The sequence below is a fragment of the Umbribacter vaginalis genome (genome assembly GCA_001552935.1).
Taxonomy (GTDB): Bacteria; Actinomycetota; Coriobacteriia; order Coriobacteriales; family Eggerthellaceae; genus Berryella; species Berryella vaginalis.
The window spans coordinates 69,988-89,329 of sequence record KQ959685.1; the positions used below are offsets into that span (position 1 = coordinate 69,988).

The following is a 19,342-nucleotide window of genomic DNA, read 5'->3' on the forward strand; positions in this document are numbered from 1 at the left end:
ATGAAACTGATAAGGCACACGCCACGCAATAATGCACGCTGTAAGCCGCGCTACAATGCAGCGTACGCAAAAATTGTGCGAAAAAGGCGCATCACCTGCGTTATTAGCGCAATTATCATGGTGATACTTGCCGGTATCTCCTTGGGCTGTGGGTCGTCGGGTTTGGATGTGCCCACCGTGTTGGCAGCGCTTACGTTTCAGGCTCCGGAATATGCTCAAACGGTTGTATGGAGCCTTCGTATGCCGCACGTGTTATGCGCTATCATCGGCGGTATTACGCTGGCGGCGGCGGGCTGTGCCTATCAAAGTTCTCTGCGCAATCCGCTTGCTTCGGCAAGCACGCTTGGCATTGCGCAGGGAGCAGCTTTTGGCGCTTCCATTGCCATTATTGTGCTGGGAGCAGGTAATACGTCTACGCACGACGGGGTAACGTTCACGAACCCCTACGTTACAGCGCTGTGCGCGTTTATTGGCGCGTCGCTGTCGAGCGTGGTAATTTACGTGCTGTCGCGCGTGCGCGAACTGACCGCGGAAAGCGTGGTGCTGTGCGGCGTGGCGCTATCGGCGCTGTTCGCAGGCTCAACGGCGCTGGTGCAATACTTCGCCGACGACACGCAAGTGGCCGCTGTTGTGTTCTGGATGTTCGGCAGTTTACGGCGCGTTTCGTATAATGAAGTGGCCCTCATGGGCGTTATTGCCGTTATTTGCTGCATTTTTTTCTTCTTTCAGCGCTGGAAATGCAATGCACTTGAAGCAGGAGAAGGGTGCGCTCATGCGCTCGGCATCAACGTAGGGCGAACGCGAATTGCGCTGCTGATTATGGCGTCGCTGGGATCGTCAATTATCATCGCGTTTTGCGGCACCATTAACTTCATCGGCCTGGTGGCACCCCATATTATGCGGCGCATTATCGGCAGCGATTACCGCAGCTTGTTCGTGTGCTCGGCCCTGGTTGGCGCGTGTTTGCTGCAAATAAGCGACCTCATTGCCGCTAACACCATCCCCTCGGTTGTACTGCCTATCAGCTCGATTACCTCGTTTATTGGAGCTCCGCTGTTTATATTCCTGCTGTTGAAACGCTCGAAGCGCTAAAGAGGTACAGCCATGGATACTTTGGAGAACGCACGCATGAAGAACGGCACGAACGCAAGGAGTGAGATGGCGACGGGTTCATCATACAATGCGGCAACGGGTGTGCCGAGCGAGCCACAAGCGCAAAAATCCTGTTCAGATACAACTACCCACACGAAAAAAATCATCGCACCGTGCGAAGGCGCGCCCGCGTTCTTCGTCAACAATGTGAGCTTTTCATACAACGCCGGCCAGCGCATTTTGCATAACATAAGCCTCACAATACAGCCTGGCATGTTTAGCGCAGTGCTAGGCATGAACGGATCGGGCAAATCGACGTTCATGAACTGCCTCATGCACACGCTCTCACCGCAACACGGCAGCGTGAGCATTCTTGGCCACGAAATCAAGCAGCTGTCGCGGCTGGCGCGAGCGCAGCTGTTAACGCTGGTGGAGCAACGCACGCAGGCAAACGCCACTACGGTCTACGATGCGCTGCTGCTGGGGCGCTTGCCCTACCTTACGTTTCAGCCCAGTGAGCACGATTACGCAGTTGTGGAGCGCATTATCGAACGCTTGTCGCTGGGAGCATATCAAACGCGCCTGCTGAACGAGCTGTCGGGTGGCGAATTTCAAAAAGTGGCAATTGCACGTGCGCTGGTGCAAGAAACCGACGTGCTGTTGCTGGACGAGCCCACCAACAATCTAGACATTACCAATCAAATAGAAGTTATGAAACTGGTGTGTGAACAGGTAAAACAAATGGGCTCAAGCGCGCTTGCTATCATGCACGACATCAACTTGGCGCTGCGCTATTGCAATCATTTTGTGGTTATGAAATCGGGTACAATATATGCATGCGGCGGCAGCGACATTATTACTGAACAGCTGGTATATGATGTGTACGGCATTCATGCTGACATTGTGCATCATAAGGGCTATGCGGTAATAATGCCTGATGAATAGTGCGTAATGGCGCAAGACGCAGGGCTTGTGCTGCATGGTGCGTGACGAATGGCGCGGAGCAGCATCGGAAGGAATGCGAGGCATACGGCTTGCACCAAACGCGCAGCACATAGCAGGTGATTGGCACGCGCCACAGAATGCCCTATACATACTGCTGAAACAAGCGCACGACGCAAGACACAGAAGCGTTCCCTTTATCGTTATAAGGAAGTGTAATATGTCCGATACCTTTAACAACAATGAACAAGCAGCATTTTTCAATGCAAAAGCTGCCACGTGGGATGCGAAAGACGCACACACAAGCACACTGTCGGGGCTGTTTGCCGAGCTTGCGGGCGTACATGAGAACAGTTGCGTGCTTGATATAGGATGCGGAACAGGCATTATGTTTTCTGCATTCATACAAGCGCACGCACGCCATGTTACCGCGCTTGATATTTCTACGGAAATGCTGAAACAAGCGCAGCAGAAAGCAAACGACACCTTTACGCTGCTGAACCAAGACATTTATACGTTTGAGACCACCGAGCGCTTCGACGCGATTGTTATGTGCAATGTGTATCCGCACTTCGGCGACAAAACCCAGTTGGTGCACATTATCAAGCGCCTGTTGGCGCCGAGCGGTCGTTTTTTGGTGTGCCACACGCTCAGCAAAGACGCGCTTAATGCTATCCACGCGCAACACATGCACGAAGGAGCTCAACACATGCACAGCAAACAGCATGATTGCGGCATACACGGCGGCAATCATGATGGTGTGTGCGAACAGAACGGAGAACATGCCAACGAACACAGCGGCGCATCGGCATGCATGCCGCGCTGTCATGCGCATGTGCTTGAGGATATCCCCACAGAAATTGCCTGTTGGGAAAGCGATTTTGTGATAGATGTGCGCGCTGATACACCGTTATTCTATTGCTTTGGCGGCTATAAACGTGAACAATAAGCGCGAAACAAACACGCCTGCCGCCTTGGCACAACACACAAGCACACTCTCCACGAACCACACACACAAACGCACATCGGGTGCGTCGCAGCGTCTTGATGTGGCAATGATTGCGCGCGGCCTCATAAACACGCCTGATGAAGCACTGCGTTTCATTATGGCACGCGAAGTAAAAGTAAATGACTGCTTTGCAACTTCGCCTGCCACGCGCGTTCGCGCAAGCGATACAATAACACTCAAAACACATTCATGCTATGTATCGCGCGGGGGTTATAAACTAGAAAAAGCTCTTACATTTTTTCATGAAAGCGTTGCAGGGAAACGTTGCATCGATATTGGCTCGTCAACAGGTGGCTTTAGCGATTGCTTGCTGCAAGCAGGGGCTGCACAAGTAAGCTGTGTGGATGTCAACTACGGGCAGTTAGCATGGAAAATTCGCACCAATACGCGCGTTCGCGTGTTTGAACGTACGAACATTCGCACCGTTTCGCCTGATGAGTTGGACGCTCCCTACGATGTGATGGTGGCCGACCTAAGTTTTATTGGGCTTGCGTCGCTGGCGGGCGTGTTTGCGCAGTTAGGCCACCCAGGAAGCGTGTTCATCGGCTTAGTGAAGCCGCAATTTGAGTCGAAACACAATGAAACGTGTGGCGGCGTTGTGCTTGATAATGACGTGCGCACGCGCACGATTCATGAGGTTGAACAGGCTCTTGAGGAGGCCGGATTTACCGTAAGTGGCTGTGTTGAGTCGCCCATAAAAGGAGCGCGCAAAGGCAATATCGAATACCTTGTGCGCGCTGTGTTGCAATAATCTTACGAAGCGTGTCGCATGCTACCCCGCACGCGCACTATTACCTGTTACGCGTTACATGTTCCTTTGCATGCATGACGTTACCTGTACTACTTCGTGACATGTACTACTTCGTGTCATGTACTACTTCGTATGCTTGTTCTTCTTCTTTCGCTTCGCAATAAACGCTGTTCCAATAAGTGCAATCCCCGAGCCAGCCACTAATTCTAGCAATGGATGCGAAGGAACATCGCTTGTTTTTGGCAGTGACTCTCTTGCATGACGTGGGGAGCGCTGAGTAGCATTAAAGCGTTCTTCAGCAGACGTACGAGCGGCACCAGGAGACTGCACAAAACCATCACCTGGAATCTCAGGATTGTTGCCTGACGGCGTAGCAGCATTACGCGCAATGCGTATCGTGACAACAAATTCACCTTCACGACCATATTTGTCGCGTGACTCAAAATGCAACTGTACGTCACGCGTTTGCTCGCCGGCTTTCCAATCAGTTACGGTAGGTGTACCTGAAATGTTAAATTCTCCCTTGTTGTTTACAACTGACAAACCATACGTAGGACTACCAGGTGCAAAGCCTAAAATGGTTCCTTCTTTCACCTTTAACGGATTTTGCGCGTCAGTGGCAAGCGTGCTGGTGAAGAACTTTGATTCAAACGTTTGGGCGCTAAACGTGGCTGATAAGCGCGGCAATTTATGGAAGTGCGCCATATACACAATTGAACCATCACGCTGAGGAATTTTTACCCAATCGCTGAAAATATATCCTGGCTTTGCAATAACAAGGGGCGCGCCAACGCTATCGCGTGCCGATGCTCCCTGAGGAGCAGCTTGTGTTACACCATTGACACTTTCCAACATCTCGTTCGGGTTCACATCAATACTCTTCAGCACGTAATACGAATTCCACGCACTCGCAAGTGCTCCATGATCATGCTTTGCAACCATAAACGTAACGCGCTTGTAGTGATTCTTGATGTAATTATTCTCTACCAACTGGTCGGCAGGCATATCTTGAGCTGCAATAACGCGTGGCAAGACACGTACTGTCACGTTCACCCATTGCGTTTCCGTTTTGAACAGAGGGTTGCCATTTTTGTCTTTCTTAGGCGTACCATCAGGGTTCATATCCCACGCATCGGTAAAGTAGTTCAAACCAAAACGTACGGTATACACGCCTGGTTTTGACGAATCGAACGAATTATAACCATTTTCAGGCGTTTTCCATCCTGCAAAGCGTTTATTAATTGCTGGATCAGTAAAAGCGCGAAGACTATTCATAAGCTCGGGCTTACCATCTGCACCAAGCTTCTCTTTGCCAGTAGTAGGATCAATCACTGTTGTAGTGCCTACCAAATCGGTATACGAAGGAAGCTTGTCACCTGCACTAATAGTTACATCGTCCTTGGTAGTAATTTCAGGCAATTCACTTTGACGCGCAATGAACGTACGGGCACGTGTTGGATTACGATCAGCTATATCGGCAGGATCTGTTAACTTCTTACTATCAGAATCGTACACAGTCCACGCAATAAAGCCTGAAATTTGCTTTTGCATTACATCAATAGTGTCTTTAATCGAGCTACCGCTTTTAACATATTTAATGTATGGATCGCGCGTACCATCTTCCCATGTATGACCAGGAGCAGGCATAATAACCACAGGCACATAACCCTCGGGAACAGAATCGACAGCGCCTGCGTCAAGTATGTGATACACCTTATCATATACTGCACGATAGATAATTGCCTGTTTAAACTTAGCCTTGATAGAGCGCTCATCTGGCGTAATATCAATTTTTTGCGGATTGCGACGTGCATCTTGCAAAGAGGCGCCACGATCCATTCCCACCGCATCTGGTGCATCGAGAAGAGCACGACGCGTACGCGTACGTGCACCATGCGCAGATGCGCCGTCAGCAGACGAACCATCAGCAGGCACCATACCAAGATGAGCGCCCGTTTGGCTATCTACCAGCTCCCAACCAATAAACTTATAGTCGAACGCTCTCCCGTCAGCTTCTTTCAAATTAAGCAGCGATTTTACTTGTGGCACGCTAAGCGTAATATCGTTTGCACCATCCGTATGTTTCACGACAGTGCGCAACAGCTTATCGCGATGATTAAGATCAAGCAGCTCACCTTGCGAAGTATCGGTTTCAAATACTACTGAAACATACTTGTCTTTAAACAATTTCTCTTCTTGCGTAAGTTCAGGTGCATGTTGAGCATTGTTTTTCTGTTCGATGCTTTCAAATAACGCCTGAGATTTTTCTGGGCTTAACACACGCGGCATCACTTTAAGCACCGATACAAGACGATAGACAAAATCTTGCTGACCGTCTTTATGCTTAACGGTTATTCTAAACGGCACAGTATACGTACCTGGTGTAGCTGAACTGGGTTTATTGATATATTCTATGCGTATTGCGTCGTTATCAGGCTTACCATCGTGATCATCGTCTTTCAGGTTGTCACCCTCAAGTTCGGCGATATTTGCAATAAAATCGCGTGCATGAGGCAGCGCATCACCTTTAAGTATCACGCGCTCATCAACCAATGTCGGCTCAATAACAGCACTCTGCTTTGCAACAAACTCCTGAAACGCATTAGCTGCAAGCCACTCACCTGGATTATCGCCTACCGTATCATCTTCTGTAATGCCTTGCATCGAGCTTTTCGACCATGCGTGCTGATAGCCATACAACTGCTCACCAAGCGCATCGAGTATCGATTTCTTATTTTCACCTTGCTTAATGGGCACACCTTGTTCATCAAGGCGCGAGATATCCATACCTTTTTTAACGTAATACACCTTAGGGCCTGTAGTGCCATCTGCCCAAATACGCCCTGCAGCTGGTTTGAACGACACAACTACGCTATCAGGTGGAACGTTACCATTATCGGTTTTTTGCGTAATGTAGGAAATCTTTTCATATACCGCTTCTAAAACAATATCGCTGGTCAGTTTCGCAATATCGTGATAGCGTGCCGTTGGCTTAATGTCAGGCACAAATGTTTTGAAATCGATAGCGCCTCCCTGGTCTGCTGCACCAAGCTTGCGCCAGCCACGAAATACATAATGATATCCATCCGATTCATGATCTTTACCAATCGCAGACGGAAGGTCAAGTTGATATGAAGCAGGAGCATTGTCGCCGGTATATACGTAGGTTTCCAGTGTTTTATAGGCGCCCTCAACGGCAGCTTGATCTTTGCCTACCAGTTCACCTTGATCGATATTCGATTTAAACGTAATCTTTTTATAGTGTGCAACATTTTCAGCAGGATACTGCTTTGCTTTAAACGCTTCACCAAACATAATTTGTGGCAGCACTTCATAGAAGTAAGGCACTAATTTAGATACACGACTATGAGCACGACCTGCGGTAACCTTAATGAAAATTTTGTGCTCACCAGGAGTAACTTCATCAAGCGTGGCAGGGTTACCGTGTTCGTCACAAAATTCGTATGTTGCAGCTTGCGCTCCTGTTGTTGCATCGTCGGTATCGGCATACGTATCATTATTTGCAATAAGCGACTTGATGCTTTCATTGTTCTGCAATACATGCTTACCTGGCAACACAAAACGCTTTTCGGCAGCTAACGGCGTGATCATTTCAAAATGCTTTACATACGAGCGGTCTTTTTCATCACGCCCCTTAAACTCAAAATCGCCTTTCTCTTCAAAGCCTTTATCGGGAACAGCAGTAGGAGCTTCAATTACGTTGTCTTTATATTTATCTACTACAACTACATTAGTAAGCGTATCAAGCGTTTCTGTTTTCGTGCCACCTTGACCGTCAGAAATTTGGCGTGACAAGCGGCCGTTTTGATCAGCTGAATAGGTAACTTTGTAATAACCATCGGGTGGCGTGGCGTTATCATTAGCGCCTACAAACGTAACCTGTGTTTTTTTGAAATGCGCTGTATAAACTACCTTGTAAGGGAATTCTTCTGAGAATACAGGTAAACGATTTGCACCGTCAACACCTGTTTCACCTTTTGCAAATACCACTTTTGATGTCCAGCCAGTAAAGGTATAACCATCTTTTGCATGAGGTATAGGCAGTGGCGCCTCATACGCTTTAGTTCCTTTTACAACATCAAAGGTTAGTGTATTGGTGGAATGCGCTGTATCGCCCGTATTTGTGCCATTAAACGGTGCCAGATCGCCTCCCGCGACCGTGGATTTTGTGGACTTAACCTTCCCGCTTTCCATCGACAGTTCTGTCGTCTCCGTATCAAATTGCAAGCGCGAATAATTATCGGGCGTGACTTGATCGTTACTGGTACGAGAAAGAATGCGCACGTCATCATATACAAAATTTACGTCATAGTTGTTTTTATATGCGCCATGCTCGTCTGCTTCAAAATGAAGCTGGCGAGCTAGTGCTTCGTTGTCTGGTAAGCGATACCCTGGTATAACTTTCGCATGTGCAACATCGTAGGTAAGTTTATTTGACACAAAGGTTTCAGGAGCTGCAAGTTCATTACCGGCTGCATCTTTATAGTGCACCGTATAGTGACGCGTAGCATAGGGCGTATAGATAAATTCAGCATGATTATCGGCTTCATTGTCGCTTACGACAAAGGTTGAATACGTATGGTCGGGGTAATAGTCACCATTTCGATATGCCGCTTCTGCTGCATAACTTGAACGTGGGCGTAAATTCGCATACGTAACATCCTGTTGGTCAGCTACCATTTTCTTAAGAAGCTCGTTATTATGTTCTTGTTGTGCTTGTTTGTATTGTTCAACGGTATAACCCTCACGCAAAAAGATATGCGACACGGTGCCTTTAACGCGCTTATCTTCAATCCATTGCGCTTTAATCTGCAAATTTTCAAGCACAGGTGATTTAAACGAGAACGGAAGCCATATCTCGCTGCCATCAGCCTTCGTATATTTTTGCAGCCAGCCATTAAAGATATAACCTTGACGCTCGGCAACAGCAGGAAAATAATCGCGCTGCGTAGTACTATCGGTATCGTGTGCGGTGGTGCGTGCCTTTTTGGCATATTCTCCATGCTTTACAAATACTTGCGTATGAGCAGGCGCATCATCACGATTCATATCAATATCAAGTGTATGAATAACATCAACGCGCTTCCAACTTGCATACAGCGTGATGCCGGCTGATTCAAGCGGAATATTGCCAAGCGCTTTTGCAATGTCTTCGGGCGACTTTGTAAGCAACTCTGCAAATTCTGCATCAGTATAGGGCGTTCCATCGCTCTTAAGCGGCGTAAGCTTTTGAGTGCCACTAGGATCAAGCGACCACCCTGCAAATTCATAATCATACGGTATTTGCGCAGGACGCTTAAACGTATATGTTTTTCCATTAAGCTCAAACGTATAGGTATCGGCAAACTGTTTCCCTGCGCCAGGTGCTTGTTTTGTTACTGCTTTGTCGTAGTGATACCCAAGCTTTTTAATATTAGTAGCAAACGGCTCCAGCGCTTGTGCCTTATCGTTTGCTTCTTGGATAGGTGTTACTTCATCAACAGCAAAGCGTATCGGTGCTTTTTTGCGCTTGTACTTAAAGCATAAAAAGCCATTTTCCTCGAGTTCTGCGCCGTTAGAGCCTTCTTGCGTAAAGACAAGATGAGGGAATTTTTGTGCAACCCAGTCTCTAAAGTCTTCGTCGCCACCGTCAGGGTCATCTTCGTTGGGGTGGTCTTTTTCCCATACATCTGTAAGCTCTTCGGCAAGCTTATCGTAATAACCGTCTACGTCGAGAAAATCTTCTATTCTCTGTGTTTGTTGAAGCGACTCAAAGCCTTCAATGGTGGGAGCTCCGTAGTCGTATTCAGTACTCAGCGTGTCGTCTTTAGTATAGCTGAGCTCAGAGGCTACATACTCACGATTGTTATCATCGTTTCTGCGCGCAGATTCTTCGGTTTCAAGCTTAACCAGAACATGTATTGATCCTGCACCATTGTTATTTGCATCGGGAACAAGGACGCGCTGATAAGGCGTAAGCTTTTCTCCAAAAAGACGGATATTATTCTGCGAAAAAGCTGCATTCTTTAACTTAGGTACTATAAAGTGATTAACATCAAAGCGGTATGGGGGTGTGTCTATAAAGAAAACTTTTCCAGCGTCGTTTGCAACTCTCCAACCTAAACCAAATACGCGCGAGTCGTCTTCTTCTGTTTTATACCGTTTTGTTTCGGTGTCTGTAGGAAAACCGCTGGTGTAATGAATGGTTTGTCCAAAGCGATAAGTAACTTTATAGAGTTTGCTCTTATCGGTATCGTTATATTCCTTATCGCCTTTTGTAATGGTAAAGTGGTTAACCACATCAAACAGTTTTTTACTTGTGCCGCCCGCGTTCACAATATCGGGGTTCGCGAAAATAAGCTCGTACACGCGCCTGTTAAAGACCTTATTCACAACGGTAGTGCCGTCGGGGCGTATTTTTGTACGAGGGCGCATTTCTTTTGAACCAACATACTCGGGCTCTTCACCTACATTTAATGAATTGGTAAGACCCTCCGTTGTTGCATCTTCCATAAAATACCGAGCAAGGTCGCTCTTATTGCCAATGCGCTCACGCAACGAGGCATCAGGCCAGGCAAGTTTTGCAACATCATCATCAGTAAGATTCAAATCGTTTTGTGAAATAGTGCCGTTAGTGGTACCTTGCTTAGTTACCATACCAATAAAGTCATAATTATCCATATTGGTAGGGTCATCAGGTTTAGGTAAGTCGGCTTTTTGCACCCAGATGTTGATGTGATACTGTGCCTGCTGTGAAGCTATCTTCCAATGCGCTACAAAATGCACATTGGCATCGGGCATATGTTGAATAAATGTTGCCTGAGGATCTTTATTCGGTGTTGCTGGATTATACGACGGAACAGACGATCCACCAGCACCTGCTGGTGTCTGCCTTATGGCTCCTGTATTGCACGTCCATCCATCAAACACGTATCCTTTACGCTTAGGCTCTGGAACAGCATCAACTTGCATGCCGTATCGAAACGTTTTTGCTTGAATAGCAGTGCCACCCTGTGTGTCATACGACACTTCATGCTTATTCAATAGGTAGCGAAGTTCAAGCAGTAAATATTTCTTTGGACGATTGCTATTAGCAGGATCATCCGTATCTGCATCAGCATAATCTTCATCATCGGGAATAGGTGAACTTATCAAATTAAGCTCGGGTGAGTACCCCTCAATAGTAATAGGTTGCGCATACAAGTTTTGTCCAACAACGCCTTTTGCTTTGCTCACGTGAACTGGTTGCGACCCACCCTGCTTATCAGGTACCGTAATAGTATAGCCAGTACCGTTGTACTCATTAAACTGATTAGGGTTATTCGGATCTTGTATCATATGGCGTACATAGTACGTAATTGTTTTAGGGCGATACTCAACCGTATACTGAGATATGATATTTGTATCTGTTGAAGTAATCGTGTTAACATGCGCTTCAACAAGCTGACGATCGATTTTGATATACGACTGTACTGAATCGTCTTTTTGAGTGTCAAGGACATACTTGCCATCAACTTTAATGTAGTTGCCACGCTGTGCTTGATAGCCTTTAGTAGTTACAACAGGAATATATAAACCCTCACCGCTTGGATCACTTATCTTGGTAAGTTCGTCATCGGTAAAGGTAAACTCTGTGGGCTGTAACAGCTCTTTTTGATGATACCCCTCAACACAATACGTAACCTTAAACGTATAAATTTTTGTGGTATCTTTTTCACGTTGTACCTGATTATTTGCATCTTCTTGTGTTGAAGCAGTAGGGTTATTGAGGTTAGGCGTAATAACGGTGCTTTTTGTGCCGTTCGCAGGCTGTGGTGTACTGCTTGAAGAGTTTGTTGGAACAGGCGATGTATTCTGTGCGCTGCCTGCATGTGCACTACCTGCGTTTGCGCGCGATTGATTGTCGGGTGAGGCAGCACGTGTTTGTGTAACTGCTGCCGCCATACGCACCTCTTCAGGAGAAGGCACTTTCGCTGTTGCAGAACGCGCTGATGCATTCGGCGCTATCGAGGAAGATCCCTGTGTACCATACACATCGATAGTGGGTTGAGATGCATTGACTTGAATATGCGCCTTTGATTGAGAGGGCGATGCATTATCGGTGGCAGGGGAAGGCTCGGACGCTTGCGTTTCAAGCGCTTGAGCGGATGAAAAAGGAGCAATAGCCAGCGTTGACGCCAATGCAACTGATGCAACAACACCCAATGAAGAGCTATTTTTTGTAACTTCTGATACGCGTGCGTGCTTTGGACTATTCTTTTTGCATCGCTTCTGCTGTTTATGTTTTGCCATAGCCCTATATCCTATCTCTACACTTCCCTATTTATGCGTAAGGTTGCATTGTACCTTATTTACCTTAAAATTTATATAAGAATAGTTATACTCATAGTTGCATAGATGCAGAGCAAGGGTTGCTATAACCCCAGCTTACGCATTGTCACACAAACCCCTCTCGCTTGTGCATTGTGCTTACCTCAACTGGAGATATATATTCCATACACGAAAGAGGTAAAAAAGGAAATTGTATAAGATTGCGAGCAGTTTTACTAACAAAATGCCCAAGAGTGCATAAAAATACCAAAATACCTCAAACAATACGCAGAAAAAAGCACAAAAATAACACCATCTATCATGCTGTGCATGCTTGTACAACAGCGCGATACCATTCGGGGGCACGCGGTGCTGACGCTGCTGCTGAGCCTAAGGCTGGCGTTTGATCTGAGGACGACTGCGGGTCTGAAGCTGAAGCTAACTCTGAGGCTCGAGCTAAGTTTAGAGCTGGGGTTGAAACTGACTCCAGTGCTGGAACTGACACGAGCTTTGACACAAGCTCAAAGGGCATTGATGTGCTAGACGCTCTGGGCGCAGATGACACCTGCAGCATTTCATGACCGTATGTTTTTACGGACACAAAACCACAACGAAGCAGTTCATCTTTAAGTTCTTCATACGTTAATGCAGCGTGCAACTGATCGCCCTTACGGCGCGCCGCTAAGCGCTGCTGGCTTGAAAGAGCGGTTGTACACAACACAGCATCAAACACAAACACGCCATCAGGAGCAAGCACAGCGCGAATTTGTTGCAATGCGCGTGACATGCTGTAACACACATTTAAGCTTGCACTGGCAAATACAAAGTCAAAGGGGAGCTTATTTTTATATAACAACTGCTCAGTACAATGTTCATAAAGTGTTTCAGGATACGTACACGAAAAGTGAACTATCGACACAGAAAGATTGCTCCGCTGCAAATACGCCGGAGCTTTGCAACGTGCATGCTGAATGTTCTGAGGTGATGTGTCAACGCCCCACACAAACCCATTCTGCTTCACTTTATCAGCCAAACAGCAGACACCTTTTGCACCACGGCACTGCACATCTAACACACGCGCTGATTCTATATGTTCTGACGGAAACGGCAAACGACATGCACCAGCAAGCACATCGTGCGAATGCAACTGTTCCTGCTGCGCATCATAATAATCACGCAATACTGAATGTAACGAAGGGGCGCGCGTTTCACTACGCGACAAAGACGTTCTATCTGCAGTATGAGAAAAAGACTCACTATGATGCGATTGCATACGCGACACCTAATCAGAAACGGGCGCAGACACCTGCGCTTCTTCAAGCAATTTATACGTAGGAGGATAAAGCATATCACCGCGCTGTTCAAGCACACCTAAACGAAAGTGTACCGTTGTGCCACAACCCTCAATACTTTTAATGCTCATGCGCGCATCGGCACCAAAATAGCTGCGCATACGATCGGACACGTTTTTTACCGCAATACCAAGCCCCGTACTACATTCAGGATGCATAATAGTAGCAAGGCGCTCTTTGCTCATCCCAACACCGTTGTCGTTAACAAAAATGTGTACTTCATTGCTGACGTTTTTCGCGATAATGGTAATCGTCAGTCGCCCTGTGGCAGGCATTCCATGACGAACAGCGTTTTCGACAAGCGGCTGAATCATAAACGAAGGCACCATGCAAAACTCAAGCGCAGGATCAATACGCACTTCAAGGCACAAGCGTTCTTCGCCAAAACGGGCAATTTCAAACGATAAATAGCGTTTTACTTGTGAAATTTCCCGATCAAGCTGAATAAGATCGGCGGAATCTTCCAAAGCGCGCCGATAAAACACAGCAAAATCGCGCAGCAGCACGCGTGCTTGCGTTGGGTTCGTGCGAATAAGAGCGCTAATGGTGTTGATAGTATTAAACAAGAAGTGCGGGTTTATCTGGGCTTGCAGTGCCTTTAGTTCCATGCTGGTTGCCAGACGTGTTTTTTCTTCCAGCGCCGCGGCTGCCATTTGAGTAGAAATAAGCTCCGCAAAACCTGACGCCAATGACTCTTGCGTTTGACTCATATGCAGCGGCGTGCGATAGTAAAATTTAAGCGTGCCTGCAATGCGATGTGCCACCACAAGCGGCACAATAATCGCAGCTCGAATGCGTGAATTGTGTGGAAGACCAATTTCTTCGGCGGAATGGAGCACGCGCACGTTACCATCGCTTAACGTTAAATGCGTAGCAGTTGTACGAATTTTGCGTCCCTGAATACTATTACCATCAGTGTATCCCGAATAACCCAAAATATTTTCCTTATCGGTAATAGCAACAGCAATAGCGGCTGTTTCAGGTAACAGCAAGTCACACACTTTTTGAGCTGAATTGGTATCAAGACCATCAGCAAGATACTCTAACGTTTCGCTTGCAATACGCAACACAGAATTGCTTTGAACTGCACGTATAGAATCGGGGTCCATAAGCAGACGGATGAAGCTCATAAATGACAGGGCGAACACGATAAGCGCAATAAGGTGAAAGTGCAGCTCTTCGACGCGCATGAGGTTAAGCGACACCAGCGCGCAACCCGATGCTGCAGCAAGAATGCCAAGAATTGCTTCCGATGTTATGGAACGAGCTCGTTTTTTGCCAAATGTCATAGGTGTCCTTACCATGTGCTTCGCTGCGCGCGAGGTGCGGAATCGCGGGCGGGCGCGGGGCGGCGGCTGCGCTTGTAGCGCTTGCGGGCGCGGGGGCGTGCGGGCTCGGGGCGGTGCGTCGTCTGTTCGCGAGCGGTGCATCGTCTGTTCGTGCAGGGGCGACGCGGTGCGCCTTTCAGCAGTTTACACCAGCAGTTCCCTTACCACCAAACCAACTGCCGACAAAAGAAGAAATATCCCGAATAGCAGGCTTATCATGCGCTCGGGCAATATCGTTACCAGGCGCGCGCCCACCACGGCACCGGGGATTGAGCCAAGCGCCAACAGCACTCCTACCAGCACGTTCACGTTGCCAAGCACGAATTGCGTAATCACGCCCGGCACCGCCAAAATCATAACAGCAACAAGCGACGTACCCGACGCCAGCGAAGGTTTTATATTCAGAAACGCTATCATCAGCGGTACCATCACAAAACCGCCACCGACGCCAACGTAACCCGAAGCCAGCCCTGCTATCAGGCCTATCGCCAGCGCAATAACAACAGTGCGCACAGAAAAGCGGCGATGCTGCGGGCGGCAGTGTAGCGCTGCGGAAGATGCATGCTCGTCAATGGGCGACGCGTGGGGAATTGGCGCTGTGCAAGGTGATGCGTCGGCGCCTGCTGCCGCACCAACGCACGCTGCGTTCGTGCCTTGTGATGCGTCCAACCGTTCCGCGCGCTTACGTTCTCGCGACAGAACAGCCGCTTTTTGGAACATCTTCACCGCTGAAAGCCCTATCACCAGCGCCGCAGTTGTCATTATGAACCAATCAGGAGAATGCGTTGCAAGCAGCACTCCCACGGGCGCACTGCACGCGCCGCCGCATCCCATAAGAACGCCCAGCGACACGCAGGAAGTTTTGTGGCGCGCGTGCGTAACAACACCCGAAACAGACGTCGGAATAACCGTGAACAGGGCCGTTGCCGTACATTCAATAGCAGGCATTCCCCCTGCCACGCGCAGCAGCGTAACCAAAAGCCCGCCGCCGCCAATGCCCAGCAAGCCCGAAGCAATGCCTACAAAAAAGCCAAACAATATATTCAAGTACCACATATCGACAGCTACCTCCACAACTACTCGTTGTCGGGTAAGCTTAAGCGAATTTCACCTGTTGCGCCTGGATCGATATAACTACGCTCGGTGGTCTTTAAGCTTTCAGCGTGCTGCTGAGTGTCTACCATATGAACAAGCACATCGTGCAAATCATCGTTCTTTTCAACAAACTCCATAACGCTTGGCCACATATATTGAAAGCCGAAATACTTGTCGCAATTTTCCTGAGCATACACGCGCGCTTCTGAGCGCGATGCGCACAACGCCTTGCGATACCCGGGCTTATCTTTACAAAACAGCAGGCGAAGCGATGCTGTAAGCGTCGCGCGACGAATAACGCCCGACTCAAGGTAAGGTCCTGGATAAGGATTCAGCGATGCAGGTTTAATTTGCAACAAGTCGATTTGCGTTTTGCTGTATTCCATTTTTCGATATTCGTAAAACCAGCGAAATACATCGTGGTAAAAACGCAAACCTTCATTACGCTGAACAGGGGGGCGATGGTGCACAAGCCACGCTTTGTCGTACCACATTTCCGAACCATACATACGCAAGTTCAGCATGTAGTCGAGATCTTCGCCGCGTTGTATCCACGGATCAAACGCCACGCGGCTAAACGCTTCTTTGTGAAGCGCCATACAGCCTCCGCATACAAAATGGGAACGTTGAAGCCGCGGACCTCGCTGCGCACGGGTAAGCCACTGATTAAACGCACGTGGCAAGCGCCAAAAGTAATTCCATACTTCGTTTGTGTCACGCGCCTTTCGCGAGCTTTTTGTATCGAGAAACGACCCTGTTTTCGCAAGAATAGGAATACCTTTGCGCGTCAGTTTTCCAAGGCCATACATGGCCTTTTCCATAAAATGAGGATCTTGAACAATCATATCGTCGTCTAAAAACACAACCGAGTCGAAGTGCAACAAATGCGCCACTACAAGCGATAAATTACGCAAAGCGGAATAACCTTGAACGCCAATTAAGCCATCAAAGTTTTTGTCAAGCTGTTGTGCAAGATGACCAACCAACACGCGCGCTTCACTTGGCCCCACCATAAACAGCGGCAAACTGGGGAATTGTTCAAAAATACGCGCAACTTTTTCTTTAGCTTGGTCTTCAATAGTAGCGTCACACGAAATAACAACCATAATACGTGAAATATGCGCAACACCACATAACGATGTAAGACAGCGTTTGAGCTCACCCTCTTGCGTAAGTGCTGTAGTATGGTCAAACGGGCTGAGCGCCTCAGTTCTGCGCGTAATACGATGCTGTGTAATATAGGTGGGAATAACTAATAACGGATCCATGGTACCTCCTTATATCACCTGTTCCTTCATACCATCACATGTGAGATATTGATGAAGGTTAGGCTGTGCGAAAAAATCGCTTCGCGGTAGTGTGCTTCTCTGTTGCTGCTGTATTGCTTCTACTGTGCTGCTCAATGGCGACATTACTGCTGCATTACTTACTGCTGGTCAATGGCAACGTAACTGCTTGCATCACTGCTGCATTGCGCCATTATCGCTGCACGAGTTCGTTGGTTACTGCTCTATTACTCATTGACCTGCTTCATTATACAATTCTGTGCGCAAACGCAGATAACTCTCAAGACGACGCTTAGAACAAATCCCCTCATCTATTGCCTGTTGGACAGCACATTGTGGCTCGTGAGTATGGCTACAATTGCGAAATTTACACTGATCAGCAAGACACTCAATATCACTAAACGCTCGCGAAAGCCCCCTATGCGCATCGTATAAGCCTAAGCCACGAATGCCTGGCATGTCAATGACCCCCGCACCCGACGCAAGAGTAATTATACTGCGTGAAACGGTTGTATGACGACCTTTTCCATCTCGTGCACGCACTTCTTGCGTATGCGCGACGCATTTACCTGCCAGAATATTCGTAAGTGTCGATTTGCCTACACCGCTTTTACCCAGCAATACACTGAGCGATCCTGGTGTAAACCACGTTGCAGGCAGTGTTTGATAGCGCGTGTCAGTTGCTGAAAATAGTGCTACCGTAAATGACGCTCCAACGAGCTGTTGAATGCGTTGCTGTTCAGCTTGTGCGATGTCAGGCGCCACTAAATCGGCTTTAGTAAGCAATAACGATACACGTGCACCTGTTTGACATGCAATTACCAGCGCACGTTCAAGATATTCAATGTGCAGCTTCGTTATGGGAGCAAGGATAATCACATGATCAAAATTACTGGCAAGAACTTGAGGTAGTGCTGTTTTTCCTGGGTCGCGCCGTACAAATGCCGTCGTGCGCGGCAAAATTTCTTCAATAATAGCACAGCTATTATGTTCCGCCAGCGTAAGACGAACCTTGTCACCAATAGTAGCGCGCTCATGCGATGTTTTTACCAGCGTCGTAGCGTGTTTTGCTCGCACTAACATACCCTCATGAACACGAGTTTCATCTGGCGAAATCTCTTTTTCTGAAACACGTTTCTCTTCTAGCACACAGCCGCTTTCAGAAGCACAAGCATCAACACGTACCAGTGGTAAATCGCGGTCGAGTTTTACAATTTGTCCAAAGACTGTGATATTCACTAACGCTGCCTTTCATGGGCGCGATAAAACACATACAGTACTACACAGCCTAGAAATACCGCAAAGAAACCTGGCATAAAATGATCTAAGCGAAACGGTGGCTTAGTAATAACTCCTTTTTCAAGAACGACAAGATCGGACGTGCGTAAACTTTGCGCACCCTCAAGCTCGGGGTCGACTTCCTGAAACATACCTGTCGCTTTAATGATGCTCCCGCGCACACCATATCGTCCAAACTTGTCAATTTTTTGTGCTTGAACAGGTGTAACGTAAAGCGAAATTTGCGCATCAGAACCTATATTCAAATCTTGAATAATAAGCCAACGATAATGAGGGTCTTCCGCTTTAATAATGTCGCCCACTACTTCACCTGTAACCTGCACGGTACGTCTATCATACAAATGCGGCTGATTATTAAGTGCAGCAATTTCAGTTTCGTATACAAACGAACTGTCGCTACCCATTGCCTCGTTAATGACATTTTCAGGGTTGCTATCAACCGATGTTGAGCCTACCGAAACCGTACCCCCCTGTTTGTTGGGGTTTATTTTGATAAGCGTATTCGTATGTGTGTTTGCATTGGTAAAAGGATCATGAGTGCTCGTGCCAGAAGCATCGCTTACCGATAATTGATTTGCAGCAGTTATAAGCGATGGTGCGGACGTTTGCAACGATGACGCAGGTAACGATGGCGCACGTGTTGATAATGATGGTGCGGACAATGCAGAAAAAAGCGACGGGGCACCAGTGGCAAGTGATGGAGTAGCAATTGATGGAGTGGAAAGCGCAGGTGCATTAAGGTCAGGCGCGGAAAGTGCCGATGCTAAACGCGTCTTCTCAAAGAAAGGCACACCATAGAGCATGCTCACAAGTATCACGAGCGCACAAGCAAGCTGCACGCACGTTTTATACACGCGATATGTTACGTTTTGTGCCAT

General features: G+C 47.7%; 11 protein-coding genes. 4 read left to right on the forward strand and 7 right to left on the reverse strand.

All coding sequences use genetic code 11. The features are described from left to right. The 4 genes from HMPREF3190_RS03500 (at position 1) to HMPREF3190_RS03515 (ending at position 3,794) form a co-directional block, all read left to right on the forward strand. On the forward strand, positions 1 to 1,092 hold the full coding sequence (locus HMPREF3190_RS03500; protein WP_066780433.1) for an iron ABC transporter permease: 1,092 nt from the start codon (positions 1 to 3) through the stop codon (positions 1,090 to 1,092). 12 nt (positions 1,093 to 1,104) lie between these two features. Further along, a complete protein-coding gene (locus HMPREF3190_RS03505) occupies positions 1,105 to 2,037 on the forward strand; it encodes an ABC transporter ATP-binding protein (protein WP_082715130.1) in 933 nt (310 codons plus the stop codon). Between the two features lie 217 nt (positions 2,038 to 2,254). Next, entirely contained in the window at positions 2,255 to 2,983 is a 729-nt protein-coding gene (locus HMPREF3190_RS03510) for a class I SAM-dependent DNA methyltransferase (RefSeq protein ID WP_449676127.1), read from the forward strand. Then, positions 2,973 to 3,794, forward strand: a complete 822-nt coding sequence (locus HMPREF3190_RS03515; RefSeq protein WP_449676129.1) for a TlyA family RNA methyltransferase — start codon at positions 2,973 to 2,975, stop codon at positions 3,792 to 3,794. The genes HMPREF3190_RS03510 and HMPREF3190_RS03515 overlap by 11 nt, the downstream gene beginning before the upstream one ends. Before the next feature lie 123 nt (positions 3,795 to 3,917). Here the strand turns inward: HMPREF3190_RS03515 and HMPREF3190_RS03520 are convergent, their stop codons facing one another. The 7 genes from HMPREF3190_RS03520 to HMPREF3190_RS03550 all read right to left on the reverse strand — a co-directional run bounded on the left by HMPREF3190_RS03520 (position 3,918) and on the right by HMPREF3190_RS03550 (position 19,342). Next, positions 3,918 to 12,086: an InlB B-repeat-containing protein gene (locus HMPREF3190_RS03520; protein WP_449676131.1), complete on the reverse strand. Its 8,169-nt coding sequence runs from the start codon at positions 12,084 to 12,086 to the stop codon at positions 3,918 to 3,920. Positions 12,087 to 12,423: 337 nt separating this feature from the next. Beyond that, on the reverse strand, positions 12,424 to 13,377 hold the full coding sequence (locus HMPREF3190_RS03525) for a class I SAM-dependent methyltransferase (protein WP_066780439.1): 954 nt from the start codon (positions 13,375 to 13,377) through the stop codon (positions 12,424 to 12,426). Positions 13,378 to 13,386: 9 nt separating this feature from the next. Then, positions 13,387 to 14,745, reverse strand: coding sequence for a histidine kinase (locus HMPREF3190_RS03530; protein WP_082715133.1), 1,359 nt, complete (start codon positions 14,743 to 14,745; stop codon positions 13,387 to 13,389). Positions 14,746 to 14,928: 183 nt separating this feature from the next. Next, on the reverse strand, positions 14,929 to 15,858 hold the full coding sequence (locus HMPREF3190_RS03535; protein ID WP_066780441.1) for a sulfite exporter TauE/SafE family protein: 930 nt from the start codon (positions 15,856 to 15,858) through the stop codon (positions 14,929 to 14,931). A 2-nt stretch (positions 15,859 to 15,860) separates the two neighbouring features. Next, positions 15,861 to 17,147 carry a glycosyltransferase family 2 protein gene (locus HMPREF3190_RS03540; protein WP_082715134.1) on the reverse strand — a complete coding sequence of 429 codons (1,287 nt, stop codon included), beginning with the start codon at positions 17,145 to 17,147 and terminating at the stop codon, positions 15,861 to 15,863. A 249-nt stretch (positions 17,148 to 17,396) separates the two neighbouring features. Next, positions 17,397 to 18,404, reverse strand: coding sequence for a ribosome small subunit-dependent GTPase A (gene rsgA, locus HMPREF3190_RS03545; RefSeq protein WP_066780443.1), 1,008 nt, complete (start codon positions 18,402 to 18,404; stop codon positions 17,397 to 17,399). Then, a complete protein-coding gene (locus HMPREF3190_RS03550; protein ID WP_066780445.1) occupies positions 18,404 to 19,342 on the reverse strand; it encodes a hypothetical protein in 939 nt (312 codons plus the stop codon). Before HMPREF3190_RS03550 ends, rsgA begins: the two co-directional genes overlap by 1 nt.